The sequence below is a fragment of the Bacillus sp. AFS029637 genome (assembly GCF_002584985.1).
In the GTDB taxonomy this organism is placed as follows: domain Bacteria; phylum Bacillota; class Bacilli; order Bacillales; family Bacillaceae_G; genus Bacillus_A.
The window spans coordinates 37,729-61,660 of record NZ_NUPZ01000020.1; the positions used below are offsets into that span (position 1 = coordinate 37,729).

General features: G+C 36.7%; 33 protein-coding genes and 1 pseudogene. 16 read left to right on the forward strand and 18 right to left on the reverse strand.

The genetic code is table 11. From position 1 onward, the window contains the following. Window positions 1–138: 138 nt before the first annotated feature. A complete protein-coding gene (locus COE49_RS08725; protein ID WP_000595025.1) occupies window positions 139–378 on the reverse strand; it encodes a YuzB family protein in 240 nt (79 codons plus the stop codon). Window positions 379–746: 368 nt separating this feature from the next. Here COE49_RS08725 and COE49_RS08730 point away from each other — a divergent pair, with 368 nt between their 5' ends. The 4 genes from COE49_RS08730 (at window position 747) to COE49_RS08745 (ending at window position 3,730) form a co-directional block, all read left to right on the forward strand. Continuing rightward, the gene (locus COE49_RS08730) at window positions 747–1,817 is read left to right on the forward strand and encodes an NAD(P)/FAD-dependent oxidoreductase (RefSeq protein ID WP_088232146.1); all 1,071 of its coding nucleotides are present in this window, start codon (window positions 747–749) and stop codon (window positions 1,815–1,817) included. Between the two features lie 234 nt (window positions 1,818–2,051). After that, complete coding sequence (locus tag COE49_RS27250) at window positions 2,052–2,225, forward strand: aspartyl-phosphate phosphatase Spo0E family protein (protein WP_088232145.1); 174 nt, start codon at window positions 2,052–2,054, stop codon at window positions 2,223–2,225. Between the two features lie 64 nt (window positions 2,226–2,289). Further along, window positions 2,290–2,949 carry an ABC transporter ATP-binding protein gene (locus COE49_RS08740; RefSeq protein WP_088232144.1) on the forward strand — a complete coding sequence of 220 codons (660 nt, stop codon included), beginning with the start codon at window positions 2,290–2,292 and terminating at the stop codon, window positions 2,947–2,949. Further along, entirely contained in the window at window positions 2,933–3,730 is a 798-nt protein-coding gene (locus tag COE49_RS08745) for an ABC transporter permease (RefSeq protein ID WP_088232143.1), read from the forward strand. The genes COE49_RS08740 and COE49_RS08745 overlap by 17 nt, the downstream gene beginning before the upstream one ends. Before the next feature lie 256 nt (window positions 3,731–3,986). On the opposite strand, the gene phnA is transcribed toward COE49_RS08745, so the two are convergent. The 5 genes and pseudogenes from phnA to COE49_RS08770 all read right to left on the reverse strand — a co-directional run bounded on the left by phnA (window position 3,987) and on the right by COE49_RS08770 (window position 6,912). Then, window positions 3,987–4,328 (reverse strand): alkylphosphonate utilization operon protein PhnA, encoded by a 342-nt coding sequence (phnA, locus tag COE49_RS08755; RefSeq protein ID WP_000212737.1) that lies wholly within the window; start codon window positions 4,326–4,328, stop codon window positions 3,987–3,989. Between the two features lie 235 nt (window positions 4,329–4,563). Beyond that, entirely contained in the window at window positions 4,564–5,346 is a 783-nt protein-coding gene (locus COE49_RS08760) for a DUF2628 domain-containing protein (protein ID WP_170933779.1), read from the reverse strand. A gap of 292 nt (window positions 5,347–5,638) precedes the next feature. Next, a pseudogene (locus COE49_RS27255) lies at window positions 5,639–5,719 on the reverse strand (CPBP family intramembrane glutamate endopeptidase); the annotation flags it as partial. 37 nt (window positions 5,720–5,756) lie between these two features. Beyond that, window positions 5,757–6,635: a nucleotidyltransferase domain-containing protein gene (locus tag COE49_RS08765; RefSeq protein ID WP_088232142.1), complete on the reverse strand. Its 879-nt coding sequence runs from the start codon at window positions 6,633–6,635 to the stop codon at window positions 5,757–5,759. After that, window positions 6,604–6,912, reverse strand: coding sequence for a YuzD family protein (locus COE49_RS08770; protein ID WP_000248590.1), 309 nt, complete (start codon window positions 6,910–6,912; stop codon window positions 6,604–6,606). Before COE49_RS08770 ends, COE49_RS08765 begins: the two co-directional genes overlap by 32 nt. A 206-nt stretch (window positions 6,913–7,118) precedes the next feature. Between COE49_RS08770 and COE49_RS08775 the strand changes: the two genes are divergently transcribed. Next, window positions 7,119–7,355 (forward strand): NifU family protein, encoded by a 237-nt coding sequence (locus tag COE49_RS08775; RefSeq protein ID WP_000431159.1) that lies wholly within the window; start codon window positions 7,119–7,121, stop codon window positions 7,353–7,355. A gap of 316 nt (window positions 7,356–7,671) precedes the next feature. After that, complete coding sequence (locus COE49_RS08785) at window positions 7,672–7,887, forward strand: carbonic anhydrase (protein WP_088232141.1); 216 nt, start codon at window positions 7,672–7,674, stop codon at window positions 7,885–7,887. 61 nt (window positions 7,888–7,948) lie between these two features. Here COE49_RS08785 and yutH read toward each other — a convergent pair whose 3' ends face one another. Further along, a complete protein-coding gene (yutH, locus tag COE49_RS08790; protein ID WP_088232140.1) occupies window positions 7,949–8,950 on the reverse strand; it encodes a spore coat putative kinase YutH in 1,002 nt (333 codons plus the stop codon). A 120-nt stretch (window positions 8,951–9,070) separates the two neighbouring features. Here yutH and COE49_RS08795 point away from each other — a divergent pair, with 120 nt between their 5' ends. Next, a complete protein-coding gene (locus COE49_RS08795) occupies window positions 9,071–9,562 on the forward strand; it encodes a phosphatidylglycerophosphatase A family protein (RefSeq protein WP_000665105.1) in 492 nt (163 codons plus the stop codon). Window positions 9,563–9,581: 19 nt separating this feature from the next. Here COE49_RS08795 and COE49_RS08800 read toward each other — a convergent pair whose 3' ends face one another. Continuing rightward, window positions 9,582–10,061, reverse strand: a complete 480-nt coding sequence (locus tag COE49_RS08800) for a GNAT family N-acetyltransferase (protein WP_088232139.1) — start codon at window positions 10,059–10,061, stop codon at window positions 9,582–9,584. A gap of 599 nt (window positions 10,062–10,660) precedes the next feature. Between COE49_RS08800 and COE49_RS08810 the strand changes: the two genes are divergently transcribed. Next, entirely contained in the window at window positions 10,661–11,242 is a 582-nt protein-coding gene (locus tag COE49_RS08810; RefSeq protein ID WP_088232138.1) for an NAD(P)H-dependent oxidoreductase, read from the forward strand. Between the two features lie 32 nt (window positions 11,243–11,274). Here the strand turns inward: COE49_RS08810 and COE49_RS08815 are convergent, their stop codons facing one another. The 4 genes from COE49_RS08815 to COE49_RS08830 form a co-directional block, all read right to left on the reverse strand. After that, window positions 11,275–11,805: an iron ABC transporter substrate-binding protein gene (locus COE49_RS08815; RefSeq protein WP_088232137.1), complete on the reverse strand. Its 531-nt coding sequence runs from the start codon at window positions 11,803–11,805 to the stop codon at window positions 11,275–11,277. Window positions 11,806–11,922: 117 nt separating this feature from the next. After that, the gene (locus COE49_RS08820; RefSeq protein ID WP_088232136.1) at window positions 11,923–12,687 is read right to left on the reverse strand and encodes a TIGR01457 family HAD-type hydrolase; all 765 of its coding nucleotides are present in this window, start codon (window positions 12,685–12,687) and stop codon (window positions 11,923–11,925) included. 108 nt (window positions 12,688–12,795) lie between these two features. Then, window positions 12,796–13,428, reverse strand: coding sequence for a helix-turn-helix transcriptional regulator (locus COE49_RS08825; protein WP_088232135.1), 633 nt, complete (start codon window positions 13,426–13,428; stop codon window positions 12,796–12,798). Between the two features lie 81 nt (window positions 13,429–13,509). Further along, entirely contained in the window at window positions 13,510–13,950 is a 441-nt protein-coding gene (locus COE49_RS08830; protein WP_088232134.1) for a DUF86 domain-containing protein, read from the reverse strand. A gap of 147 nt (window positions 13,951–14,097) precedes the next feature. Between COE49_RS08830 and glpX the strand changes: the two genes are divergently transcribed. The 3 genes from glpX to COE49_RS08850 all read left to right on the forward strand — a co-directional run bounded on the left by glpX (window position 14,098) and on the right by COE49_RS08850 (window position 16,225). Further along, complete coding sequence (glpX, locus tag COE49_RS08835) at window positions 14,098–15,069, forward strand: class II fructose-bisphosphatase (RefSeq protein ID WP_088232133.1); 972 nt, start codon at window positions 14,098–14,100, stop codon at window positions 15,067–15,069. Window positions 15,070–15,086: 17 nt separating this feature from the next. Further along, on the forward strand, window positions 15,087–15,353 hold the full coding sequence (locus tag COE49_RS08840; RefSeq protein ID WP_088232132.1) for a DUF3055 domain-containing protein: 267 nt from the start codon (window positions 15,087–15,089) through the stop codon (window positions 15,351–15,353). 374 nt (window positions 15,354–15,727) lie between these two features. Then, the gene (locus tag COE49_RS08850; protein WP_088232130.1) at window positions 15,728–16,225 is read left to right on the forward strand and encodes a cytoplasmic protein; all 498 of its coding nucleotides are present in this window, start codon (window positions 15,728–15,730) and stop codon (window positions 16,223–16,225) included. Between the two features lie 44 nt (window positions 16,226–16,269). Here the strand turns inward: COE49_RS08850 and COE49_RS08855 are convergent, their stop codons facing one another. Beyond that, on the reverse strand, window positions 16,270–16,578 hold the full coding sequence (locus COE49_RS08855; RefSeq protein WP_140417451.1) for a YutD family protein: 309 nt from the start codon (window positions 16,576–16,578) through the stop codon (window positions 16,270–16,272). 118 nt (window positions 16,579–16,696) lie between these two features. On the opposite strand from COE49_RS08855, the gene COE49_RS08860 reads away from it, so the two are divergent. Continuing rightward, window positions 16,697–17,275: a YhcN/YlaJ family sporulation lipoprotein gene (locus COE49_RS08860; protein WP_088232128.1), complete on the forward strand. Its 579-nt coding sequence runs from the start codon at window positions 16,697–16,699 to the stop codon at window positions 17,273–17,275. Window positions 17,276–17,301: 26 nt separating this feature from the next. Here COE49_RS08860 and COE49_RS08865 read toward each other — a convergent pair whose 3' ends face one another. Next, a complete protein-coding gene (locus tag COE49_RS08865; RefSeq protein WP_088232127.1) occupies window positions 17,302–18,036 on the reverse strand; it encodes a MerR family transcriptional regulator in 735 nt (244 codons plus the stop codon). A gap of 108 nt (window positions 18,037–18,144) precedes the next feature. Between COE49_RS08865 and COE49_RS08870 the strand changes: the two genes are divergently transcribed. Then, window positions 18,145–18,975, forward strand: coding sequence for a YhfC family intramembrane metalloprotease (locus tag COE49_RS08870; protein WP_098253219.1), 831 nt, complete (start codon window positions 18,145–18,147; stop codon window positions 18,973–18,975). A 23-nt stretch (window positions 18,976–18,998) separates the two neighbouring features. On the opposite strand, the gene COE49_RS08875 is transcribed toward COE49_RS08870, so the two are convergent. Further along, a complete protein-coding gene (locus tag COE49_RS08875) occupies window positions 18,999–19,442 on the reverse strand; it encodes a hypothetical protein (RefSeq protein WP_140417450.1) in 444 nt (147 codons plus the stop codon). A 131-nt stretch (window positions 19,443–19,573) separates the two neighbouring features. Between COE49_RS08875 and COE49_RS08880 the strand changes: the two genes are divergently transcribed. Next, window positions 19,574–20,128, forward strand: a complete 555-nt coding sequence (locus COE49_RS08880) for a histidine phosphatase family protein (protein ID WP_088232125.1) — start codon at window positions 19,574–19,576, stop codon at window positions 20,126–20,128. Window positions 20,129–20,202: 74 nt separating this feature from the next. Next, complete coding sequence (locus COE49_RS08885; protein ID WP_088232124.1) at window positions 20,203–20,682, forward strand: YbaK/EbsC family protein; 480 nt, start codon at window positions 20,203–20,205, stop codon at window positions 20,680–20,682. 20 nt (window positions 20,683–20,702) lie between these two features. Here COE49_RS08885 and lipA read toward each other — a convergent pair whose 3' ends face one another. Continuing rightward, complete coding sequence (lipA, locus tag COE49_RS08890; protein WP_088232123.1) at window positions 20,703–21,599, reverse strand: lipoyl synthase; 897 nt, start codon at window positions 21,597–21,599, stop codon at window positions 20,703–20,705. A 189-nt stretch (window positions 21,600–21,788) separates the two neighbouring features. Between lipA and COE49_RS08895 the strand changes: the two genes are divergently transcribed. Further along, window positions 21,789–22,769: a M23 family metallopeptidase gene (locus COE49_RS08895; protein WP_088232122.1), complete on the forward strand. Its 981-nt coding sequence runs from the start codon at window positions 21,789–21,791 to the stop codon at window positions 22,767–22,769. A 38-nt stretch (window positions 22,770–22,807) separates the two neighbouring features. On the opposite strand, the gene yunB is transcribed toward COE49_RS08895, so the two are convergent. Further along, a complete protein-coding gene (yunB, locus tag COE49_RS08900) occupies window positions 22,808–23,539 on the reverse strand; it encodes a sporulation protein YunB (protein WP_088232121.1) in 732 nt (243 codons plus the stop codon). 54 nt (window positions 23,540–23,593) lie between these two features. Continuing rightward, complete coding sequence (locus COE49_RS08905; protein ID WP_000248467.1) at window positions 23,594–23,896, reverse strand: YunC family protein; 303 nt, start codon at window positions 23,894–23,896, stop codon at window positions 23,594–23,596. Between the last annotated feature and the right edge of the window lie 36 nt (window positions 23,897–23,932).

A 23,932-nucleotide genomic window follows, 5' to 3' on the forward strand; every position in this document is an offset into this window, starting at 1 on the left:
GCCACTCTTACACAAATTGTGTAGGAAAAAAGCCCTTCTAAAAGGGCCTTTTTTTATTTATCTATAGTCTTAATCTACCCTCCAAAATAACGTTTTATCTAAAATAAAATGAAAAAGGCGCTGCTCATTCGCAACACCTTAAAACATTGGATTTTCATCCAAATAATCATATACATTATTTACAAGTTCTTCTACTGTCGCACCTTGTACAACTTCACCATTCACAAGTGCAAATGGTCCTTCAAAACAAATACCACAATAACCTAAACAACCATATTCCATTACATCTAAATTAGGATCTTTTTCTAATTTCTCTAAAGCTGCTTGTGAACCACTTGCCAGGTTACCTACACAAAATTCAATTAATGGTTTAATCAAAATTCTCCCCCCTGTACTACAAAACAAATTACCTTCTGACATCTATAAGAAGAAAACTAAGCTGTTTCTCGTTGTTTTCGTTACACTTACTAAACTATTCAATTCCTTCACTGATTTACTTCAAAGTAAATATTCTTCTCTATATCAATATATTCACGGCAACGCTTTGCGGCCCCCGCAATGAAATAGTAACTAGAAAAGGAAAACAGTTTACTTTACTTTTCTTCTTATTGTACAACAGAGTATTCATTCATGCATTGTTATTTGTTCACAAATTCGATATAATTTGATTGAGTAAAGTCGAAATATTTTATTAATATAAAATTTTAGGATTAGGGGATATTTCAACAGAAAAGGGGTAATCCATCATGAAACACCTCGTAATACTAGGTGGCGGCTACGGTGGAATGAGAATTCTACAACGGCTACTTCCAAGCAACCAACTTCCAGATGATGTACAAGTGACATTAATCGACAAAGTACCATACCATTGTTTCAAAACTGAATATTATGCATTAGTAGCGGGTACAATTTCAGAAACGCATATTCGCATACCGTTTCCTGAGCACCCACGCCTTAATATTCAATACGGCACAATAACAAATATTGATCTCGAAGAAAAAGCTGTTCATCTTGATGGTGGCGAAGCAATCCAATATGATGATTTAATTATTGGACTTGGCTGTGAAGATAAATATCATAACGTTCCTGGGGCGAAGGAATATACACACAGTCTACAATCAATTGAACAAACACGTAAGACATATGAACAACTAAATAGCCTAGAACCTAACGCAACAGTAGCTGTCGTCGGTGCTGGCTTAAGTGGCGTTGAAGTAGCAAGTGAACTTCGTGAAAGCCGTTCGGATTTAAAAATCTATTTATTTGACCGAAAAGATAGAATTTTATTCCCGTATCCAGAGAAATTAAGTAGATACGTAGAAGAATGGTTTGTAAAGCATAAAGTTAACATTATTCGAAACTCTAACATTACAAAAGTAGAACCAAATATTGTATACAACCACGATGAGCCACTTGAATGTGATGCAATCGTCTGGACAGCTGGTATTCAAGCAAATGAAATTGTTCGAAACCTTCCAGTTGAACAAGATGGTAGCGGACGGGTTGTTTTAACAAAATATCACAATATTCCAAATAACGAGCACGTTTACGTTGTAGGAGATTGTGCAGCACTTCCACATGCACCATCTGCTCAGCTTGCTGAAGGTCAAGGAGAGCAAATTGTCCAAATATTATTAAAACGTTGGAATAATGAGCCACTTCCTGATGAACTACCTGTTATAAAATTAAAAGGTGTTCTCGGTTCTCTCGGCAAAAAACACGGATTTGGTTTACTAGCAAACCAACCATTAATGGGGCGTGTACCGAGATTATTAAAATCCGGTCTTCTTTGGATGTACAAACATCATAAAGGTTAATATTTTAAAGGCTGTCTACTACGTAGGCAGCCTCTTTGCATCCATGAAAAATAATTATCAGACATATTTTTCTCAACATGAATCATGTTTTATTTTTCATTTTTATATTAAAAACTACGAATGAAAAGTGTATGCTATTTATAAGTTGTTTTATTATTTCCGTTAAGACCGAATTCATTCGGTCTTATTTTTTTATGTAATACATACTTTTTTAGGAGGCATTACAATTCACTTATGAATGTAACGAAACTCAACGATCGAATAGAAATGAAGAAGAAAGAATTGGTCTATCTTGTTGAAATGTACGGATTCACTCATGATAAAGTAATTTCTTTCAGCCAAGAATTGGATCGCTTACTTAACTTGTTACTAGAGATTAAAACGAAAAAGAAACGTTGCTCTTTATAACCTTATTTTTCTATTTCTCTCTCTTTTTTGATACGATATAACTAGAATCAGAAAGGAGCAATTTATGTTTATATTAAAAGACATTACATATAGAGATATACTAAGTATTCCTTATTTACAGATTCAAAAAGAAAAAATCACATGTATTATCGGGGAAAGCGGGAGCGGAAAAAGTACATTACTCCGCATGCTAAATGATTTGCAATCTCCAACATCCGGTACAATTGAATATAACGGAAAATTAATTTCTGATTATCCCCCTATTCAATTACGACGGGACGTAGTCATGCTTGGGCAAACTCCACCTATTTTTGATGGCACGATTAAAGATAATCTATTAATGGGACTCCGTCTTTCTGAAAAACCCTTTCCAAATGATGATGCCCTGCGAAGCGCATTAACGACTGTTAGCTTAGAAAAAAAATTAGAAGACAACGCTAATTCATTATCAGGCGGGGAAAAACAACGACTTGCTTTTGCACGTATTGTACTTATGGATCCACCTGTCTATTTATTAGACGAACCAACCTCTGCGCTAGATAGTGATACAGAACGCCGCGTTATGAAACAATTTTCTACGCTGGCAAGAGAAAAGAAAAAAACAGTTATCTTCATCACACACTCACAACAACTTCCAGAAGAAATTGCAGACGATATTATTGAAATTAGTAAAACAAACGGTGCAATTAGAAAGGGAGTGCTCTCCGTTGAAGGGCGTTATTGAACTCCAAATTTGGCAACTTGCCGCTGCATATATTTTCATTCTTATTTTAATCGGGCTTGTAAAATTAAAGGGAATACCTCGCGAAAAACAAATCGCGCTCGCAACATTCCGTATGACGATTCAGCTCGTACTTGTTGCCTATGTTCTTACATACGTATTTGAAAATAGTAATCCATTTTATACAATTGCTCTTATTACTTCTATTACTACCTTTGCAATTTTTAATATTTATAAACGAGTCAACATCCCAATGTCGAAAGAATTAAAACGAGTAGCCGCCCTTTCCATGGTCGCCGGATCAATTGGGCCACTTCTACTATTTATCTTTGTTATTATCGGGCACGACCCTTGGTATGCGCCGCAATATATCGTTCCGATTACCGGAATGTTAGTTGGAAACGCGATGACAGGTGTTTCTCTCGGTGCAAATACGTTCTTAAACAGTATGAAATCGCAAAGAGGGCAAATTGAAGGAGCACTTATGCTCGGCGCAACACCGAAAGAAGCAGCTGCTCCGCTCATTCGGGACGCCTTTGACTCTGCCATTTTACCAACAATCAACTCTATGGTCGGAATGGGAATTATAAGCCTACCAGGCATGATGACTGGTCAAATATTATCCGGTGTATCACCGTTCACAGCCATCCAATATCAAATCGCCATCATACTCGGCATTTCAGGAAGTACCGCTTTCGCTGTCATTATCTTCTTGCAGCTCGGATATAAAACGTTCTTTAATAAACGGTGTCAGTTGAAAGAAGTAGATTATGGTGCGAAGTGAATCGTACCTCTCGCTCAGCAAATGATGCACAGTTCTCGGCGAATGAAATTATATCGACGATTTTTCGAATATATCGTCGTAACTCACATTATATCGGCGATTTTTCAAATATATTGATCGTAACTCACATTATATCGGCGATTTTTCAAATATATCGATCGTAACTCACATTATATCGGCGATTCGACAAGGAATATCGACTTACCGACAAAAAATGACAATAAAAAAGAGGAGGCTACTCGCCTCCTCTTTTTACTTACGCCTTCTTAACGAACTGTGATTTTAACTTCATAGCTCCGAAACCGTCGATTTTACAATCAATATCGTGATCGCCATCAACTAGACGAATGCTCTTTACTTTCGTACCGATCTTCACAACTGAAGACGTTCCTTTTACTTTTAAATCTTTAATGACAGTAACAGCATCACCATCTTGAAGAACGTTTCCGTTCGCATCTTTTACAACTTTTGCACCATCATTATTTTCAGCTTCTGCTTCTTGGCCCCACTCATGAGCACATTCTGGACATACGAAAAGAACGCCATCCTCATACGTATATTCTGAATTACATTTTGGACAATTTGGTAAAGTAGCCATAAATTTATTTCCTCCGTTCATTATTTATACGTAAAAATCAAAATTGATGTTTACATCTCGATAAATAAAATTTGTATAGCATTTCTTTATAGTGCCACAGTCTCACGTTATTGACAAGCCTACCTCAAATTCTCATTTTTTATTGTATTTTACAAAATTTCAATTCATATGGTGTTTCCAGTAAAAAAGAAGAACCTTCACAAGATTCTTCTTTTCCAACTAATCGAGTTTCTCTCTAGAAAAACCACATATTTTCTTCAACATAAATTTGATACTCTTCTGCTTCTTCTTCACTTAACTTTTTATTATTTAAATAAATTTCTTGCCATTCAAAGTAATCATCATTTAAATATACAGCGAATTTAATTTTCACATTCTTTTTTTCTTCATAATCATAACCAGTAAATTCTACTACGTCATAATCTTGTTCTTTCTTTACATACTTCCAATTTGGTTTGTCTGCGATAGACTCTAAAGCTTCTCCTTCAAGACTTAAGCGAACAACGTTTTTAATATTAGGTTCCGTTGGTACATAAGATAAACCGAAACTAGCACCTGCAAACAATACAAATACTATCACTTGTAAACCAATCATAAGCCCGATATGAGCGCCACCTTTTGATTGTAAATAATACTCTTTCTTATACTCAGGCACATCTTCTACTTTATGTAAAATGCGTGTAACATGCTTATAATATAAACGGTTTCCTTGCCATCCGGTAAAGACCATCGTTCCAGCGTATATTATAAAATCTATCCACATTGGTATATCAATAAAAGTAGCTATAATTAAAGTAGGTATCGCCAGTAATGTAAGTATAATAAATAACTTATACATTTTACGATACGCTAACCAAAAGTGTGGAAATATAAAGGCTACCCAATTCCACGTATTTCCTTGCGCTGGATTTTTTACTTTGCCCCACTTAAAGTCATAATAAGCTGTATTCTTTTGAACAACTTTATGTAATTCTTGCGGAGAAATTGCTCCCTGTAAAACCGTGTCCTTCACGTACATCATCCTTCTCTTATTTCTATATAACTTTATTGTATATGTACAAAACGAAGGAATCTAACAAAAAAGACATATATTTCACAAAAGTGAACGGAAATCGAATATATTCCGACAATTACCCGTTTCTTATTCCATTTTACTTTTAAATATATTAAAATACTTATGAATGATACATTTAATACACTAAGTTAAACATTTTGTAATAAAGAATGTTTCACATGAAACTATCTATATTTCGTATTACCTTTTCTATCTGCTACAAAATAAAAAGACGCCCTTTTCAAAAGGCGTCTTTTTATAGTTGAAAATTTACTAGTAAATAAAACAAATTGTTTAATAAATGAATGCCCCATGGAACGAGTAATTTATTTGTTTTCTAACAATACCCCATATCATATTATCCTTGTTCTTCCCTACCATTTCTCTCTACACTCTTCAATCAAACTTAGCAAATACCTCTTCGTCATATCCGCTCTTCTCCAAACAGAGAGTTTCTTCTTTTCCATTGGACTTCGCCTCATTCGCTCTACTTCTTTTAATAAAGGCTCCCATTCTTTCGCTGAACGCTCTAACAAGTATTGTAATCCTCTATCTTTTGAAACGATTGTTTTATGGTCTAGTGTATATAAAATACGCCCCATCGTAACGACAGCCGATTCTACCCATTCTTCTATGAAAAATAAATAGGGGCGCTTCGCTTTTTCACTCCAGTAATGCTCGACGTTATATTTCATTGTTTGTACTACATCGTCCCATTTTATTTGAAATGGAAGGTCCCCTGCCTCTTTCCCCATCACTGTAATGCCTTCGTTCTTTAATGTCCACCACGTGACTGCATTAATGTCCCAATAACCAATAGCCGCTTTTCCCTCTGCGCAATATACGTACTCGTTCATTGCATCATTGTATTTCCCTAAATCAGCGAGCGGAATATACATGCCATCCATTCGTTTCCCTAACGTACTACTACTAAGTTTCTTATGTAGTTCTACAAGTTGTTGTTTTTCAGCTTCATTCACAGAATCACTTATTACCGTAACAAAATCTACATCGCTCGTTTCTATATGAAATGCTCCTAGCGCAATAGATCCGTAAACGTATACCCCAACTATTTTTTCATCTAAAAAAATCTCTTTTAATTCTGCTATGTACTGCCCCATTAACTTTTTTACTTCTTCTGGTAGAGCATGTTTTACTCCATTCTCCACATCTATCCCTCCATTAAAAAAAGCCTTTGCTAATTTGCAAAGACTTCTTGTTTTATAAATATTTCTCGATTTCTTCGTAAACATCCTTCAAACGAGGATTTCCTTCTCCAACAATTTCTCCATTTACAAGAACGACTGGATAGAATAAATCTTCCTCCACTACGCGCTCTGCGAATGCTTTTTTATCTTCATCTTCTTGTTCTTCTTGAAAATCAATATACTCGAAATTAAATTTATTTTCTTGTCCTTCATATTTACGACCAATCGCCGCTTGTAACCATTCAAACGTTTCTGTTGAAGATGGCATTCCAACGCAGCTCGCACAAATTACTTTCGTCCCATACACTTGCACATTAACCATTTCTTCTCCCCCACTTCTTGTTCTAACAGTATATTCAGATGTCTTATTACATAAGCACATCATTTTACAAACTTATTCCATACCCCTATACTGAAAAAACACGTTATAAACATGATAAAATATTTCGGCAATAAAACAAGAACAGAAAAAATAGATTTTCCCCTCTATCTTGATTATAATAAAACTGATGAAAGGAGTCGATAAAAATGGAAAACCCACATATGCAAGAACAAGTACTAGAAGTATTAGATAAATTACGTCCATTCTTACTTCGCGATGGCGGAGACGTTGAATTAGTAGACATTGAAGAAGGTATCGTAAAATTACGCCTTATGGGTGCATGCGGAAGCTGCCCAAGTTCTACAATCACACTAAAAGCTGGTATCGAGCGCGCGTTACTTGAAGAAGTACCAGGCGTTATCGAAGTAGAACAAGTATTTTAATTTAAAGCGGAAGCGGCTCGTTCAGAACAGGAGGTCATTGGAGCTCCTGACGAAGAGGCGCTTTTTGCCTCACAGGAAGGCGCGAAATGGCCGACTGTTCTAGCCGCTGGAGCTGGATATTACTAAAAGCGGAGGCGGCTCGTTCAGAATCGCTTGCTAAAAAGAGACCAAAATTGGTCTCTTTTTTTTATTCACATAACTATTCTGGTTTAACATCATAAAACAAAATTGGAAATCCTTCTCAAAAAATGCGATAATTGATACTATATAGTGAATCGTTCACACATATAAAGTAAAAAACATAGGGGGACGACACATGCCAAAAATGGGGAACACTTTTTTAACAATTCAAGAACTAGAAAAGAAAAAAGAATATTTATTAGACCTTTCATCCGCTATACCGACATGGAATGCGAGCTATCAATTTTTATTCAAAGAAATCCAGCAAGAATTATTGAGTAAAGTAAATGAAAAAATCGAAAGACATCAATTCATTTTAAATATATGTGCAGATCAACAAGTAGGGGCATAATGTATTACATACAATTGTGGTATATAAAAAAGAGACCTCACTCGGTCTCTTTTTTATATTTTTAAGATAGCCAATCTAATTTCCGAATCCCTAACTTATCAATTGGTAAACGAAGTGAGCCATAAAAATGCCTCATAAATTGCTCGGAGCGGTTCACATCATGTAAAATGGCTTCTAAGCGATCTCTATATATGCTTTTTTGTTCTTCGTTTCCTGTTTGGTAATATCGTTCGACTGTTTCAAAATAGTGGAGCGGGAACAGAAGCCTTGCAAATAATAAGCGCCAACCAAATGAGGATAGCGAATAATTCCGTTCATAATCTGTAACAAATTGAACGATTGTTTGCTCCCAGTCTTTCTTTTTTTCTATCATCATATAGCGAATCAATTCTGCTATATCTCTAGTTGGGTGATCATACACCCACTCAAAAGGCAGTTTTAGACGCTTCGTTTGATGCCATAATAAAGGTGTAAAGCGTTCTTGGCAAATTGTTGCCGCATCACTCATTTGCGGTGTATCATCCATCTCTGTATCGACAACGTATTGAATTGCATTTTCTGCAACTCCTAAGTAATACGGGAAGGATTCGATAAACAATTGATCGAATACATCTGTAGGGTGATTCATCACTTGTGATTGCCAAAACCTTTCTAATTGATCGAGCCTTTTTTCCCATAATGCCTTCCATTCACCAATGCGGCTTAATTGCTCGATTTCTTCTGGAAAGAATGCACCACGTTTATGAAATATAGAAAGCTCGCTGCCTAATGATATAGCATGTCGCTCTAATGCGCGCATACCTTTTAATAAGCAGTAATTTTTTTCTTCTATCTCACTTACATAGTAACCGTGTATAGTCGGAACGAAAGTCGCAACAGTTATATCCCCTTGCTGGTTCATATAATCACTGAGCTTTTTCATCTCTACAAGTACTTCTTCCTCCATTTCTCCAATTGGAACAAGTACATAAATTTTGTTACGAATCCAAAAGCTTTTATAGGGGCCAAGGGGGATTAATTCTTTAACATGCATGTGATAATGCTCATAAATATGCTGAATCATCGCAGTCGCCACCTATGGTTTTTCTATATATATATGAGCTTGTGCTCGCCTTTCATTCCTATGCACATGATAAAGCAACGAAACGTATACAAATACTAAAAAGAAGAAAAGGTGATAAACATGAAAGAATCTAATCAACTACAAGAAAGAGCATTACAACTATTACAAGAACGCGGTGTAACAATTGACGACATTGCTGAACTTGTTCATTTTCTTCAAAAGAAATACCATACAAATCTAGAGATGTCAGAATGCCGTTATAACGTTGAGCGTGTACTATCAAAACGTGAAGTACAAAACGCACTTATTACAGGTATTGAACTTGATGTCCTCGCTGAAAAAGGAATGCTAAGTCAGCCATTACAAGATATCGTAAAACGTGATGAAGGCTTATACGGAATTGATGAAGTTATCGCACTTTCTATCGTTAACGTGTACGGCTCTATCGGTTTCACGAACTTTGGATATATTGATAAATTAAAACCTGGTATTTTAGAATACTTAAATGATAAATCATCTGGAAAAGTGCATACATTCCTTGATGATATCGTTGGCGGAATTGCTGCCGCTGCTTCAAGCCGTTTAGCGCACAGAGCTGAGCACTCAGAATAAAGTATCTAGGCCGTCAGTTTCATACTGACGGCCTTTCATATTCCATAAGCATAAATTCTCTTCCGCGACTCAAAAATATAGGTCCTTGTTGAAAGCCTATGTTTTTATATAGCGTAATCGCTCTTTTATTAAATGTTGCTACACTAAGTCGAAATATTTTTGGATGCCATTCCTCAATAGCAAACACTATCCCAGCTTGAAAGAATGTTTTTCCCATCCCTTTCCCTGTTAAATCTGGCTTCATGCCAATTCCGATATCGACTACATCTTCTCCCGTATATAAATTAGCATCTCTTCCACCTGGCACTTGTGCATTTTCTCCAAAACAAAAATAACCGATGAGCCCTCCCTTATCGTTACAACAACCATAATATGTTCCGTCCAGCAACTCTTCTATTACTTCTTCCTCTTCTGAAAAACTATATAAATTATACGGCTCCTCGTACGTCCACATCGCTATCTCCATCGCTTCTTCTTCTGTTAACTTATGTATATTCATCCCTCTCGCTCCTTATTAAGTATTCTATATATGTACTCATTCACTTTTCACATTAGATTTCCCTTTAATCGTGATATGCATAATTACATACGCATGCTCATTTCAAAAATGTTAAAATTTACTTAAATCGCTGTTGTTACACTTCTTGATTAAGAAAGGCCGTTAATCGGAAAATTAACGTCTTATCAAATTCAAGCATTTGGCACATTTTGTCATCATGAAAGACATTCGAAAGAGTGTCTTTTTTTCTATATTTCACAAGGACTTACTCATTTCAAAACATAAACACATACAATAATGTAACTCTTTACACGCATGAATCCCTTTCTAAAAGTTATGAAGTAGATTCAAAATAAAAAAGCACTCTTTCGCTAGAGTGCTTTTTACTTTCAAACAAGGAGGTTACATATATGGATAGTACTCTCATATTTAACTTCGGCATTGGTATTGTCATCATTTTATTTGTCTTCTTTGTTCTTTGTATGAGCGGGGTATAGAAAGGCGATTTTGAGCGTCTTTTTATACATACATATTTATTATTTGACTATCATAACAAAGGTAACCATACTAGTTACACAAATACAAATAGGAGGAAGACAATGAAACATGTAATCGTTTATGCACACCCGAATACAGAAAGCTTCAACCATGCGATTTTAGAAACAATAAAAAGTGAATTAGAAGAAAAAGGTCATGAAGTACGTGTTCGTGATCTATACGAATTAAACTTCAATCCAGTATTAGGCGCTTCCGATTTCACCTCATTTTCTCAAGGAAACACACCAGAAGATATTAAAGAAGAGCAGGAGCATATCTCTTGGGCAGATAGCATTACATTCATTTACCCAGTTTGGTGGGCGGGACTTCCTGCTATTTTAAAAGGATACGTTGACCGCGTATTTAGCCACGGCTTCGCTTATGCTTACGGTGAAAATGGCATTGAAAAGTTATTAAGCGGTAAAAAAGGCTTATTATTATCTACAATGGGAAATTCGAAAGAAGCATACACAGCAGGCGGTATGTTTGACGCAATGAAGAAAACAGCGGATGTTGGTATTTTTGAATTTACAGGTATTGAAACACTTGAGCATACATTTTATACAAGCGTCCCTTCTGTGGATAACGATGTGCGTAAACAATATCTTGAAGAGGTTAAAGATGTTGTGAATCGAGCGTTTTAATAAAAAAACTCCGGTTATAACAACCGGAGTTTTTATTTCATCATCAATTTCGGAATATACCTTTGAAGAATGTTTTCTAATTCATTCATATCTTCCTGTCTAATAAGTAAATTCACATTGTCATTCATTTTTTCTCGCCCTCGATATAAAAATATATTTTCTTTTGGATTTTCCCACGTTGATGTTTTATAGCCCTTTAATTCTTCGTATGAATAAAAGTTCAATCCGTCTATTACACCCTTTTCATATATTTGTACACTTTTAATAAGATGGATCGCTATTAAAGTCATAAAACAACTTGCTACAGCATGAATACCTAACTGAATGAGAAACTGTTCAATTGTACCAATATCACCACTTACGTACTGAGCACATATATACATACACTGTCCGATGAAGTACGCTGGTCCAAGTAATGCAATCCAACGTCGTTTCACCCGAGGATATGTTGCAATAAGTTTTCCCGCGCCTTTTTTCATTTCATTTATTTTGTATGTCTTCCATAGAACAAAGAACAAAACACATAATGTAAAAACAAACATAATACATGACATCCAATACACTTTTATTCCCTCCCCTTTCTATATCACCACATATAAATTTTACATTTTATACAACTATATTACATATGCAATTATGCATAAAAAAACAGGTAACCACTTCCGGTTACCTGCATTTCATTACATCTTCTCAATCCACTCCGTCAAGTTATGCACAACTTGCGTCGGTTGTACTTCATATTCTGTTAACTTCTCCACAGTTGTGACTCCAGTGTGGACAAGTAGGGTATGCATGCCAGCATTTATTCCTGCTAAAATATCTGTATCGTAGTTATCCCCAACCATTAACGCCTCATCTTTTTCTATGCCAAGCACTTTTAACGCTTGTTCCATAATGATCGATTCTGGTTTTCCGATAAAGATTGGTTCCACGCCTGTTGATACTGCTACAACTGATGTTAATGAACCGTTACCTGGTAATAATCCTCGCTCAGTTGGAATGGCAATATCCCCATTTGTAGAAATGAACGTCGCACCGTTACGCACAGCAAGACACGCTTTTGCTAATTTTTCATATGTGATGTCGCGATCTAAACCTACAACAACGAAATCAGGATTTTCATCCACAAGTTCAAATCCTTTTTCCACAAGTGCATCGTGTAAGCCTTCTTCACCAATCATATATACAGTTGCGTCTTGTTTACGTTCATAAATGAAGTTTGCTGTCGCCATGCTCGTTGTAAATACTTGGTCCGCTTTCGCTGGAATATCGAAACGAACAAGCTTTTCTGCCACTTGTTCTGGTTTACGAGTAGAGTTGTTTGTAACGAATAAATACGGAATGCCGTGCTCTCCTAATGCTTTTACGAAGTCGCTTGCTTCTTCAATTTGTTCTTCTCCGCGATACATCGTACCGTCTAAGTCAATTAAGTAACCTTTATACATCGATTATGTCTCTCCTTCTACGCTAACGTTCTCACCTATCATACCACTCTTATATTACCCGCTTTTTCCAAAGAAAAAAACGCTTTACCTTAAAGCGCCCCATAACGTTCATTTTTTCTCTTTTACTTGGTAAGAACAACTACAATCGCCCTCGCACATGTTTGCTAGCGTCTTTACATCTGCATCCACAAATATACGCTTATACATTTCTTTTTCATCTTCACATACTTGCGGGAATCTCTCTGCAATTTCTTTTAACGGACAGTTTTGTTTTTCCATTACGAAAGAATTATCCCCATCTCTCTTTATTTGAACCATATACCCGTTTCTCTCTTGAATAGCCGCTATCTCTTGCACTTTATATGCTAAATTCTTTTGGTTACTCACTCTTTTTTGCAACTGTTCTTCCATTCGCTTCGTTCTCTCTTTTAAAACGTAACGAAGTACTTTTTCATCGCCCATACGAGCTAAATCTTCTAGCATATCAATCGCAAATTGCTTATACTCTTTTGGGAATGTGTCTTCTCCCTTTTCACTTAATCCATACAAATAAGTTGGTCTTCCGACATGTTGCCTTACCATCTTGGAATAAATAAGTCCGTCTTTCTCAAGATTACTTAAATGTCTTCGAATCGCCATTTCTGTAATCTCTAAAACGTCAGCCAATTCCGCTACTGTGTGCTCTCCCTTTACTTTCAACAAATGTACAATCTCGTCTTTCGTCGTACGTGCTTCCCCCATGATTCAACCTTCTCCCTTGTCTTTCTCCCATACAATATAAGATCCCCAAAAGATATTCCCTTGGGGATCTTATACGCATAATTATTCTGGTACAAATGCAGATACAGGTCCTAATTCCTTTTCTAAATAACTACGAATATTCGCTGGGTATTTCTCTACCACTGCAATATGTTTTTGAATCGTCGTATATAATTCATCATGATTCATTTGAATATAATCTTGCGTAAGCATTTTTCGAAGAAGGATTACTTCTTTCATTCCTTGTCCCTCTTCTGCACTTATCACTCGCTCGTCCATTAAAATATCGATAATATCTTCGTAACTTCCTGGATCGCGCATAATAAATCCATCAATCATCGCATTCCCTACATCTAATACACAATCAATCATAAGATGAGCTATGCGTTCTAATGCGTAAAATTCAAACTCGGTTTCATATATCTTTTTCTCTTGAAATGTACTTGTTGCTCGTTCTAAACATACTAGCATTTGTTCTATTTTCTTTCTGTCTACAAAATACATGAATGTCACCTACCTGGAAATTAAAGCATTTACATTTTAATTGTAACGCTTTCTTCTGAAAAAATCGACAATTTTTCGAATTCACCTTTTCTCCATTATTTGTTATAGTTATACCTGTATGATTTTTGAAATTGGAGGAATGGAATCTTGGAACGTGAACTCGCACTAGAAATTGTCCGTGTAACAGAAGCAGCAGCATTAGCATCCGCACAGTGGATGGGCCGCGGAAAGAAGAATGAAGCAGATGATGCAGCAACTACAGCAATGCGTGATATGTTCGATTCAGTAAACATGGCAGGTACAGTTGTAATTGGTGAGGGAGAACTTGATGAAGCACCGATGTTATATATTGGTGAAGAACTAGGAACGGGTAACGGTCCAGAAGTAGATATCGCCGTTGATCCATTAGAGGGTACAAACATCGTTGCAAAAGGTCTTGCAAATGCAATGGCAGTTATTGCAATCGCGGATAAAGGAAACCTTCTTCATGCTCCTGATATGTACATGGAAAAAATCGCGGTTGGTCCAAAAGCAGCTGGTAAAATTAGCTTAGATGATCCAATTGAAAAAACAATTGAAATTGTAGCAGAAGCTAACAATAAAAAGATTCGCGATCTAACGGTTATCGTTCAAGAACGTGAACGTCATCAAGATATTATTGACCGTGTTCGTGCAAAAGGTGCACGCGTAAAATTATTTGGTGATGGTGATGTTGGTGCTTCAATTGCTACAGCACTACCTGGAACAGGTATCGACTTATTTGTAGGTACTGGCGGAGCTCCAGAAGGCGTTATTTCTGCAGCAGCATTAAAATGCCTTGAAGGTGAAATGCAAGCTCGCTTAGTTCCAATGAACGAAGAAGAAGAAGATCGTTGTCGTGAAATGGGACTAGAAGATCCTCGTCAACTTCTTATGTTAGATGACTTAGTATCTGGTGATGATGCAATCTTCTCAGCAACAGGTGTTTCTGCTGGTGAATTATTAGACGGCGTGAAATTCCTTGGCGGAGATTTAGCTGAAACATATTCTATCGTAATGCGCTACAAAACAAGAACAGTGCGATTCATTAAAACGCACCACCATTTAGATCATAAACCACACTTAAACTTAGATATTTAATAAAAGGAGCCATGTGTATGGAAGAACGTTTCTTTCTGTACGACGATACAGTCGCTACAAGAACTCGTTTCGTTAGCTTTATGGGGGAAAATGAGCGTCATGACTTAGCGCTTTTATACTCTGATCGTCATTACGGTAAAACAATTGTGCTTGATATGCAGCGCAATAAATTTGCTATCATCGGTCCTGACGATTTAAACGAACCAGGCTACTTAGAGCACGCATTTTCTATGTCTGAAGAAATTGCAGAAGAATTACGCTCATTTTTATTTGAACTTATATAATTTATCGTATGCACCAGCTATTTTAGCTGGTGTTTTTTTGTTACGAAAGTTTCGAATTTTCAATCTTCTATGTTATAATGAGGAATAAATCTATTTGGATAGAAAGGACGTTTACGACGTATGCCAACATTTACTTTGTAATGGACCAGCAATTGGATAGCATTACTCTCAAAAAAGCACCACGCTTTTTCAAGGGAGTAGTCTGCCCATTCCCATTACAAAGGAACGTATTGCATCTGTAGTATGATGTTTACGGAGGTTCCTCTTTGGGGGAACCTCCTTTTATTTTTGTCTACTTCTCCTGTCTTCATACTACAAGACATCCAAATAGCTGTATTACGTTCTTTTGCCACTAATATAAGAGGTGAAGGAAAATGCAGAAAGTACAACTTTCTTGGAGTTTATATGAAAACGAGCAAAACACAATCGAAAAGTATTGTAAAAATTGCAGAAGCACTACCCTATTTACCGACACAAATATTCGTAGGCATAACGCCAATGGAAAAAACATATACCGCTTTGCCATTTATAAATGTCCGAAAGATCATACGTGGAATCAAAAACTGCGTATTTATAAAGCATTTACTGATCACGTTGAAACAGTCGATATGACTCAGCAAGATCAAATAGAAACAACTACTACCATTTCCATTATGCAACATAAAGAAAGCGGCATAGCCGAAATCACAATCGTATTAGATCTCATTTTCGGTTCCCACCGAATCGATAAAGCCTTATCCACATATATTTCCGACTGGAGCCGTACACTCATTGTGGATAAAATTAAAAGTGGGGATATTCAATTGAACGGACAACAAATGAAACCAAATACACTCCTTTCTGAAGGCGATCATATCTCGATTTGTTTGTGAACGAGAATATGCAAAAATCCTCTTACAATCGTAAGAGGATTTTTTTATTTCTTCACTTTTCGTAATACAAAATGTGCACAACCGAAGTTACAGTACTCGTATAAATACTCCGATAACGTACTAATTTTCGTATCATATGTCGCACGTTGGTTACTATCATCAAAGAATCCGCGCAATCTAAGTTGCTCATAACCCCAGTCCCCAACGATGTAATCATATTTATTTAAAATTTCTGCATAGCGCTCTTTAAATGCTTCTTCACTAAAACCGTCACGAAAGTTTTTAATTACTTCGTACTGAACATTATTAATGCTCACCGTAGCATGAATCTCTTGCTCTTGCTTTTGCTCCATTATTAACTTCCTCTCTAAGCATTCTTCTTTTTATCGTATCACAAAGCATAACAACCAACAATTTCAAATACAAAAAATTGCAAATTAGTACATGCTATGGAGAAGGAGGTGATACATCGTGAAAAAACAAATTGTACTTTCCCTTCTCACTCTTTCCTTATTTGCAGGCTGCCAAACAAATAATAAAGCCGAAATGGAACGCGAAGAAGGAAGCCGTGTTCTTGTTTCCAATAAAAACGACATGTATCATACAGAAAATACAAATACAAGACTCACGAGAGTCGGTTATTCATCGAAACAAAAACATGAAGTGTCTAACAAACAAGTAGGGGCCATTAACCGTGAGAAAGTTGCTGAGATGATTACAAGCATGACAGTCCAACTTCCTGACGTTACAAATGCCGCTACACTCGTTACCGATGATGAAGTGTTCGTCGTATATCGTGCAAACACAACGGATCAGAAACTCGTAGCAGATCAAGTATATAAAACCGCTTTGTCCATCGTCCCTCGCTATTATAAAGCATATGTATCAACAAACCAAAAGTTGATTTCTCAAATTCAAGGGCTTCAATCTGGCTCATTAAATGATACAGAATATACACAAAGCCTCGATATGTTAAAACGTGAAATGAGTAAAAACCCTCATTTAAACAATACAGAGAATCAAACTTTGAATGATATGATACAAAAATAAAAGGTGGAGAAAACCTCCACCCTTTTTTACTTTTTATTACGATCCGCATAAACCTCCATCGCATCACACATAAACTGCGCTAACCCTTCGCCGAACTTATCGATATTTTTCGTGAAGCGCTCATCCGCGACGTACATTTGGCCGAGCCCTTTAAAAGCATCTAATGAATATTCTCCAAAGTTTTGCAAGTAATCGTACCATACTTTAATAGCGTCCTGCGCCTCTTTAGAATCAGGTGCACCGTGTCTAAGCGTCGCTAAATTTCTATAAATATCATTAAATTCTTCTTGCTTCTCTTTTGACATGCCTTTCGCATATTCATTCGCTTTATCTACAGCTGTATCTCCCCATCTTTCTCGTGCTTCTTCTTCATATGGGTTATGGCTGAAATCGAATCCTTCAAATTTCTCTTTGTTCGTCATTTCAATCTCTCCTTTTGTATGCTGAATTGTTTTATCAATCGTCGCAATCACTTTATCTAACCTAGCTCGCTTTTCAAGAAGCATTTTCTTATGAAGCTGTAGTGCTCCTTCGCGATCAAATGACGGACTGATGATAATTTCTTTAATTTTCTTCAAAGGGAAGCCAAGCTCTTTAAAAAATAAAATTTGCTGCAATGTCTCTAAATTTTCATTGGAATACAGACGATATCCCGACTCTGTCGTCTCGTCTGGGGTTAACAACCCAATTTCATCGTAATGATGCAGTGTGCGCACACTAATTCCAACTAAACTAGCTACTTCTTTTATCCTCATTGTCATTTGTATCTCCCCCTTAGTACATACGATAAAGTATGACGCAACGTTAGAGTCAATAAAAACTTCATGTTGTTTTTGAAAGATTCATCTCTCCACATTTTCCTCCATTTCATGCATAATATATATGTACATATATTAGAAAGCGGTGAAAGTATGGTTTCAAATACGGTAATTGCCAGCATCACAATTCAGCTTGTGCTTTCAGTTCTGGTACCAATTATTGCGCTCGTTTATTTTCGTAAAAAATATCATATCAGTTGGAAAGTCGTTGGAGTTGGTGTCCTTATCTTTATCGGATTTACCCAAATTCTCGAAACACCTTTCCACCTATTTATGCGCGGTAATCCAGCGATAGCTCCATTTTTAGAAAACCCATTTATTTTTGCAATATACGGCGGATTAACTGCTGGTATTTTTGAAGAATTAGGACGCTTCGTTGCCTTTTACTACTTACTAAAAAAATATCAAGAATATAAAGATGGTTTCGCTTACGGAATTGGTCATGGCGGAATAGAGTCCATTTTAATCGGCGGATTCTCTGCTTTGCAAGCACTTATATTCGCGAATTCAATTAACAACGGTAGCTTCGCTCAAATGGTTGAAAAACTACCAGCAGAACAACTATCGCAATTAAACTTGATAAAAGACATGTTAGTTGAACAACCTGCCTATTTACACCTCCTTGGTAGCCTAGAAAGAATTATGGCACTAGTACTGCAAATCGCCTTTACAATGCTTGTCTTATACGCGGTAAAACAGAAGAAGTACATCTTCCTTGTATACGCTATACTATTCCACGCATTGGTAGACTTCTTCGCGGCACTTTACCAAACAAAAACAATCAATATCTTTGTTGCAGAAGGCATCACCCTTCTCTTCACAATTGGTGCTGTCGTTCTTATTCGCAAAATGAAAGCGAAATTAATGAGTGTGCCGCAGTAAAAAATAACCCACCAATTGGTGGGTTATTTTTTATAAGAATCATCACAATGATGATAACTTTTACCCGCTTGCAGCTCCCTTTTTGTTTCTGCATCTATAACGATATATTTATGCAACTCCTCTACTTCATTTTGAGAAAAGGAAGCGAAAAAATATACTTGGCGATCTGGATGAATAAATGAATCATGCAGCACCACTCTACTCCGACAGCCGACAGCTGTTTTTTGCTGGAAGATAAATGTCTCATCGGCCACTTCTTTAAATGATATTTTTTTCCGAACGCTGTATGCTGCATTTTTGTACTCTTTATAGATTTTCTTATCTAACTGTTCATAAAACACATCCTCACTCACAAATGGTTTATTTCGATTGCTTGGATAGTCTATTTTTGGGTTGGATGCTGCATATGTTGTGGACAATTGCATAAGAAAACAAATAATAAATACAATACCTATTATTTTTTTCATAATGACACCTCATTTTTTTATCCACATTACTTTTCCACATATTCAGATCACTATGCCCTTTCCGAGAAAAAGGAATATTTTCCACTTTTGTCGAAGTATATAAGCGTCAACTTGAAAGATGGGGATGAATTATGAAAAAAATTATTGTAATACGACATTGTTCCGCAACTGGCCAAGAACGTGATGCCGAATTAACGAACGTAGGAAGAGAACAAGCAAACAGCCTTGCTACATTCCTCTTAGAAAATCATCTACAAATAAATCATATTATTTCAAGCCCATTTGTCCGAGCTATCGATTCCATTCGGCCCTATGCGCTTCAAGCTAATTTATCTATCCACGAAGATGAGCGACTAGCTGAGCGCATATTAAGCAACGTTCCAATGGATGATTGGATGCAAAAATTAGAATCTACTTTTACAAACATAGATATTTCCTTTTCAGGCGGAGAGTCAACAAAACAAGCAACAGACCGTGCCATATCGCTTATCCAAGACGTTTTAAAACTAGAGCATGACACAACAGTACTCGTTACACATGGCAACTTACTTACATTAATTTTAAAGCACTTTGATCCTTCCATTGGCTTTCATGAATGGAAAACTTTAACCAATCCTGATATGTACGAAATTACATTAGATGAACAATCGATTATAAAACGATTATGGGAAGTACCATCCAAGTAATATCCCTTTCCAAAACATTCAGTTGACGCCGCGAGAAGAGACTGTACTAACAATAGAAAGGGGTATCATTCCATATGTACGAAGACGTACTTGCTTTACTACATAAAACAAATGTTTCTTATGAGAAGTTTGAACACGAGCCAGTACTCGATTATGAAACAGATCGTATCGTGCGTGAAAGGCTTGGCTTACGAGGTACTCCAAGTAAAAGTTTATTTTTAAAATCAAAATCCGGGGCATATTACGTATTTTTCACTTTAGAAGGCACTCGGCTTAACCGAGGAGAGATGAAAGAAATAACTGGCGAGCACTTATCGCTCTATTCTCCTGATGAATTAAGAATGGAAATGGGCTGTACTCCAGGATGTGTAGCTCCTTTCGGTTATTCACAAGATGTGACAATTATTGTGGACAGTTCCATTTATACGTACGATAAAATTTTAATTACACCTGGTGTACCTGAATTTACGATTGAATTATCCACAGAGGAATTAAAAAAGATTTTATTAACATGCCCAAATACCGTTTTAGAGTACAAACAAAAAGAGAGCTAATGATTAGCTCTCTTTTTTCATTATTTCGCTTCTGCTGTGTTTTCTTTTGCAGAACGTACTTGCTCGTCCGCATGGTAAGAAGAACGCACAAGTGGGCCAGCTTCACAGTGGCTAAATCCTTTGCTAAGTGCAATTTCTTTTAGCTCTGCAAACTCTGCTGGTGGGTAATATTTAAGAACTGGTAAATGCTTCTTAGACGGTTGTAGGTATTGTCCAAGAGTTAAAATATCCACATTGTTTGCACGTAAGTCATCCATTGCTTCAATTAAATCTTCTCTTGTTTCACCTAAGCCCACCATAATGCTCGATTTAGTTGGAATATCAGGCTGCATTTCTTTTGCTCGACGTAAAAACTCTAATGAACGGTCATACTTTGCTCTAGCGCGAACTCGGTCAGATAATCGACGTACTGTTTCAATGTTATGGTTCAAAATATCTGGTTTTGCATCCATTAACATTTTTAAGTTTTCTTCTACTCCACCCATATCAGATGGTAATACTTCGATAGACGTAAATGGATTTTTACGACGTACAGCGCGTACTGTTTCAGCAAAAACAGCTGCTCCGCCGTCCTTTAAATCATCACGTGCAACCGCTGTTATAACAACGTGCTTTAAGCCCATTTGTACAACAGAATCTGCTACGCGTTCTGGCTCTTGTAAATCAAGCTCATTTGGTAAGCCTGTTTTAACCGCACAGAAACGACAAGCACGTGTACAAACCGCACCTAAAATCATAAATGTTGCTGTTTTCCTTACAGCCCAGCATTCATGAATATTTGGACATTTAGCTTCTTCACAAACGGTATGAAGATTTTTAGAACGCATCATTTTCTTTAAGCCTGTATAGTTTTCATTCGTGTTTAACTTAATTTTCAACCATTCGGGCTTGCGCTTATATTCTGTTTGTTTTGTCATGGTTATCAACTCCGCACAATATGAAATAGTTTACCGTGTTCGCTTCTTTCAATGTAACATATCTATTCTAACGTATGAAAGCGATTTGCTCAAATGAAGATTCTAAGATTTTTTCCAATCGTTCCCTATAATGAAATACTCCGTATATCCCACACTAAAAAGAGTGATGTTGCGAAAGGAGTCTATTTCATGCTTCGAAAAATTTCTCTTTTGCTTTCGATTTGTTTTCTTCTTCACCAAAACATCGCTTACGGTGAAGATAATCAGCAAAGCATATACGAAAAGCGCATGGCACTCTATAAAGAAACCGAGCAATCTTCAGGCATTCCGTGGTATTACTTAGCTGCAATGGATCAATATGAAAGAAATATACGGAGCGTAAGAAAAGATATTCCGAAAAAACCAGATGCCATCATTTCCCTTTATTTCAAACCAGAAATATGGGCTGGACCTGTTAATAGTAACGATACTCTCCCCCATACAATTTCTCTATTTGGCGGGTTAGGTTTAGATGGTGACAAAGATGGATTTGCAAATCCAAATAGCGATCGTGATCTTCTGCAAACTGCAGCGACCATTTTAAAGAAGCAAGGAACGTCAGAAGACCGTATAAAAATTATGCTTTGGGAATATTATAGACGTGCGAAAACAGTTGATTTAATTACCGAATACGCCCAAATTTATAAACAGTATGGACGTATTAACTTAGAAGGAAATGCCTTCCCTCTTCCGATTCGTAGTGATCATAGCTACCGGAGTACATTTGGCGCTGGAAGAAGTTTTGGCGGCAGAAGGATTCATGAAGGAACAGATATTTTTGCCCGATATGGCGTACCAGTTAGATCTACTTGCTATGGCATTATTGAAACGAAAGGCTGGAATCGTCTTGGTGGATGGCGCATCGGCATTCGCGACCTTCATAATAATTACCATTATTACGCTCACTTAGGTGGGTTCTCAAAAGAAATACAGCTTGGACAAATTGTCGAGCCAGGAAAAGTAATCGGATTTGTTGGCAGCACTGGATACGGTCCTCCTGGCACAGCTGGAAAATTCCCGCCCCACTTACATTTCGGCATGTATAAAGACAATGGTTATACAGAATGGGCTTTCGATCCATATATGCATTTAAGTCTGTGGGAACGAAAAGAACGAGCGAATACAAAATGATAACCGTAGCATATTGCTACGGTTATTTTTTATATGCACTAACTATCTGTTTTCTTCTTATCAGGTACAACAACACTTCCGCTTCCGTAATAAGTAGGTACTTCTCCTTGGACGATACGCGTTGCAATTGGGACATCTTTCTTCACCGTTATTTCTTTCGTATGAAATGGAATAATCACTTGCAATGTTACTTCCATCTCCATAACAATTTGAATGGCTGTCGTATTAATCCCATGTGGCTCAATTTTTTGTTTAATATCCGTATTCACATGACCAATTGTAGTGAAATCAATAGGAATATCTGGTCCTATATTTCCAAGAAGCGCATTATCCGTTACACGCCCAAAAGGAATCGACATCGTTGCCCCGTTTTTTTCAGAAAGCCCTAGCTCCTTCAAATTCCCTTGCTCTACTTGCTGTAAATATTTTTCTATGTATGTGGTCGTTGATGTTACGATTTCATTTACTTGCTTTGTATTTAAATTAATTGTGGATACTTTCCCGTTTTTATCATTTTGTACTTTCATTAATGAATCGACATCGAATCCTTCATCAATCCTGTCTTTTACCGCCTTCGTCATAACCGCTGTTGCCATTTTATGCGTCTCTACTTCCCCATATTTAAGTAAGGTCGGCTGAATACTACTATTTACAATCCATAATCCTTGCACAAGTAATATGACAAAAAGAATAAACGACATAAGCAGTATGTACCGAAAGGAAATAGGCCCCCTTCGAAACCGCGAATTTCTCAAGCGAAATATACTCATAAAAAAACCTCCTTCTTATATCATTTCTATGCAAGAAGGAGGGACGATATATGCTTATCTCATTTTTAATAATGCTTCTTTTCCAATCGTTCCTACTGGAATACCTAACGCTTCAGCTCCAGTCGTTACCGATTCTAACGGTGCTTCAAGAAGTTGTTCAATCGTTCTTACGCCAACCGCACGGCCAGCAATAATTCCTCGATCTCCTAACTTCTCATTTAAAAGACCTACATCTAATGCACCGCACATAATATATCCTTTATCGCTCATTACAGCTAGCAAATTTGTCTTTGGAAGTTTGACGCTAACGGCAATAAACGTATAGTTATCAATTATAATAGGCTCTACATTAACCATAGTTCACACTCCTCTCTTTCTTATCTGTATGACAAG

Bases quoted from the DNA above. Each gene is read 5' to 3' on its own strand.
- COE49_RS08830 (WP_088232134.1), bottom strand. From the start codon at position 13,950: ATGTATTTTGTAGACAGAAAGAAAATAGAACAAATGCTAGTATGTTTA.
- COE49_RS08840 (WP_088232132.1), top strand. From the start codon at position 15,087: ATGGAAGAACGTTTCTTTCTGTACGACGATACAGTCGCTACAAGAACT.
- COE49_RS08740 (WP_088232144.1), top strand. From the start codon at position 2,290: ATGTTTATATTAAAAGACATTACATATAGAGATATACTAAGTATTCCT.
- COE49_RS08765 (WP_088232142.1), bottom strand. From the start codon at position 6,635: ATGTTTACGAAGAAATCGAGAAATATTTATAAAACAAGAAGTCTTTGC.
- COE49_RS08875 (WP_140417450.1), bottom strand. From the start codon at position 19,442: ATGAAAAAAATAATAGGTATTGTATTTATTATTTGTTTTCTTATGCAA.
- yutH (WP_088232140.1), bottom strand. From the start codon at position 8,950: ATGATTCAGCATATTTATGAGCATTATCACATGCATGTTAAAGAATTA.
- COE49_RS08820 (WP_088232136.1), bottom strand. From the start codon at position 12,687: ATGTATAAAGGTTACTTAATTGACTTAGACGGTACGATGTATCGCGGA.
- COE49_RS08810 (WP_088232138.1), top strand. From the start codon at position 10,661: ATGAAACATGTAATCGTTTATGCACACCCGAATACAGAAAGCTTCAAC.
- phnA (WP_000212737.1), bottom strand. From the start codon at position 4,328: ATGGCTACTTTACCAAATTGTCCAAAATGTAATTCAGAATATACGTAT.
- COE49_RS08880 (WP_088232125.1), top strand. From the start codon at position 19,574: ATGAAAAAAATTATTGTAATACGACATTGTTCCGCAACTGGCCAAGAA.
- COE49_RS27250 (WP_088232145.1), top strand. From the start codon at position 2,052: ATGAATGTAACGAAACTCAACGATCGAATAGAAATGAAGAAGAAAGAA.
- COE49_RS08795 (WP_000665105.1), top strand. From the start codon at position 9,071: ATGAAAGAATCTAATCAACTACAAGAAAGAGCATTACAACTATTACAA.
- COE49_RS08785 (WP_088232141.1), top strand. From the start codon at position 7,672: ATGCCAAAAATGGGGAACACTTTTTTAACAATTCAAGAACTAGAAAAG.
- COE49_RS08885 (WP_088232124.1), top strand. From the start codon at position 20,203: ATGTACGAAGACGTACTTGCTTTACTACATAAAACAAATGTTTCTTAT.
- COE49_RS08800 (WP_088232139.1), bottom strand. From the start codon at position 10,061: ATGAATATACATAAGTTAACAGAAGAAGAAGCGATGGAGATAGCGATG.
- COE49_RS08905 (WP_000248467.1), bottom strand. From the start codon at position 23,896: ATGGTTAATGTAGAGCCTATTATAATTGATAACTATACGTTTATTGCC.
- COE49_RS08870 (WP_098253219.1), top strand. From the start codon at position 18,145: ATGCATAATATATATGTACATATATTAGAAAGCGGTGAAAGTATGGTT.
- lipA (WP_088232123.1), bottom strand. From the start codon at position 21,599: ATGACAAAACAAACAGAATATAAGCGCAAGCCCGAATGGTTGAAAATT.
- COE49_RS08760 (WP_170933779.1), bottom strand. From the start codon at position 5,346: ATGTACGTGAAGGACACGGTTTTACAGGGAGCAATTTCTCCGCAAGAA.
- COE49_RS08730 (WP_088232146.1), top strand. From the start codon at position 747: ATGAAACACCTCGTAATACTAGGTGGCGGCTACGGTGGAATGAGAATT.
- COE49_RS08855 (WP_140417451.1), bottom strand. From the start codon at position 16,578: ATGGAGCAAAAGCAAGAGCAAGAGATTCATGCTACGGTGAGCATTAAT.
- yunB (WP_088232121.1), bottom strand. From the start codon at position 23,539: ATGAGTATATTTCGCTTGAGAAATTCGCGGTTTCGAAGGGGGCCTATT.
- COE49_RS08895 (WP_088232122.1), top strand. From the start codon at position 21,789: ATGCTTCGAAAAATTTCTCTTTTGCTTTCGATTTGTTTTCTTCTTCAC.
- COE49_RS08775 (WP_000431159.1), top strand. From the start codon at position 7,119: ATGGAAAACCCACATATGCAAGAACAAGTACTAGAAGTATTAGATAAA.
- COE49_RS08825 (WP_088232135.1), bottom strand. From the start codon at position 13,428: ATGGGGGAAGCACGTACGACGAAAGACGAGATTGTACATTTGTTGAAA.
- COE49_RS08850 (WP_088232130.1), top strand. From the start codon at position 15,728: ATGCAGAAAGTACAACTTTCTTGGAGTTTATATGAAAACGAGCAAAAC.
- COE49_RS08770 (WP_000248590.1), bottom strand. From the start codon at position 6,912: ATGGTTAATGTGCAAGTGTATGGGACGAAAGTAATTTGTGCGAGCTGC.
- COE49_RS08865 (WP_088232127.1), bottom strand. From the start codon at position 18,036: ATGACAATGAGGATAAAAGAAGTAGCTAGTTTAGTTGGAATTAGTGTG.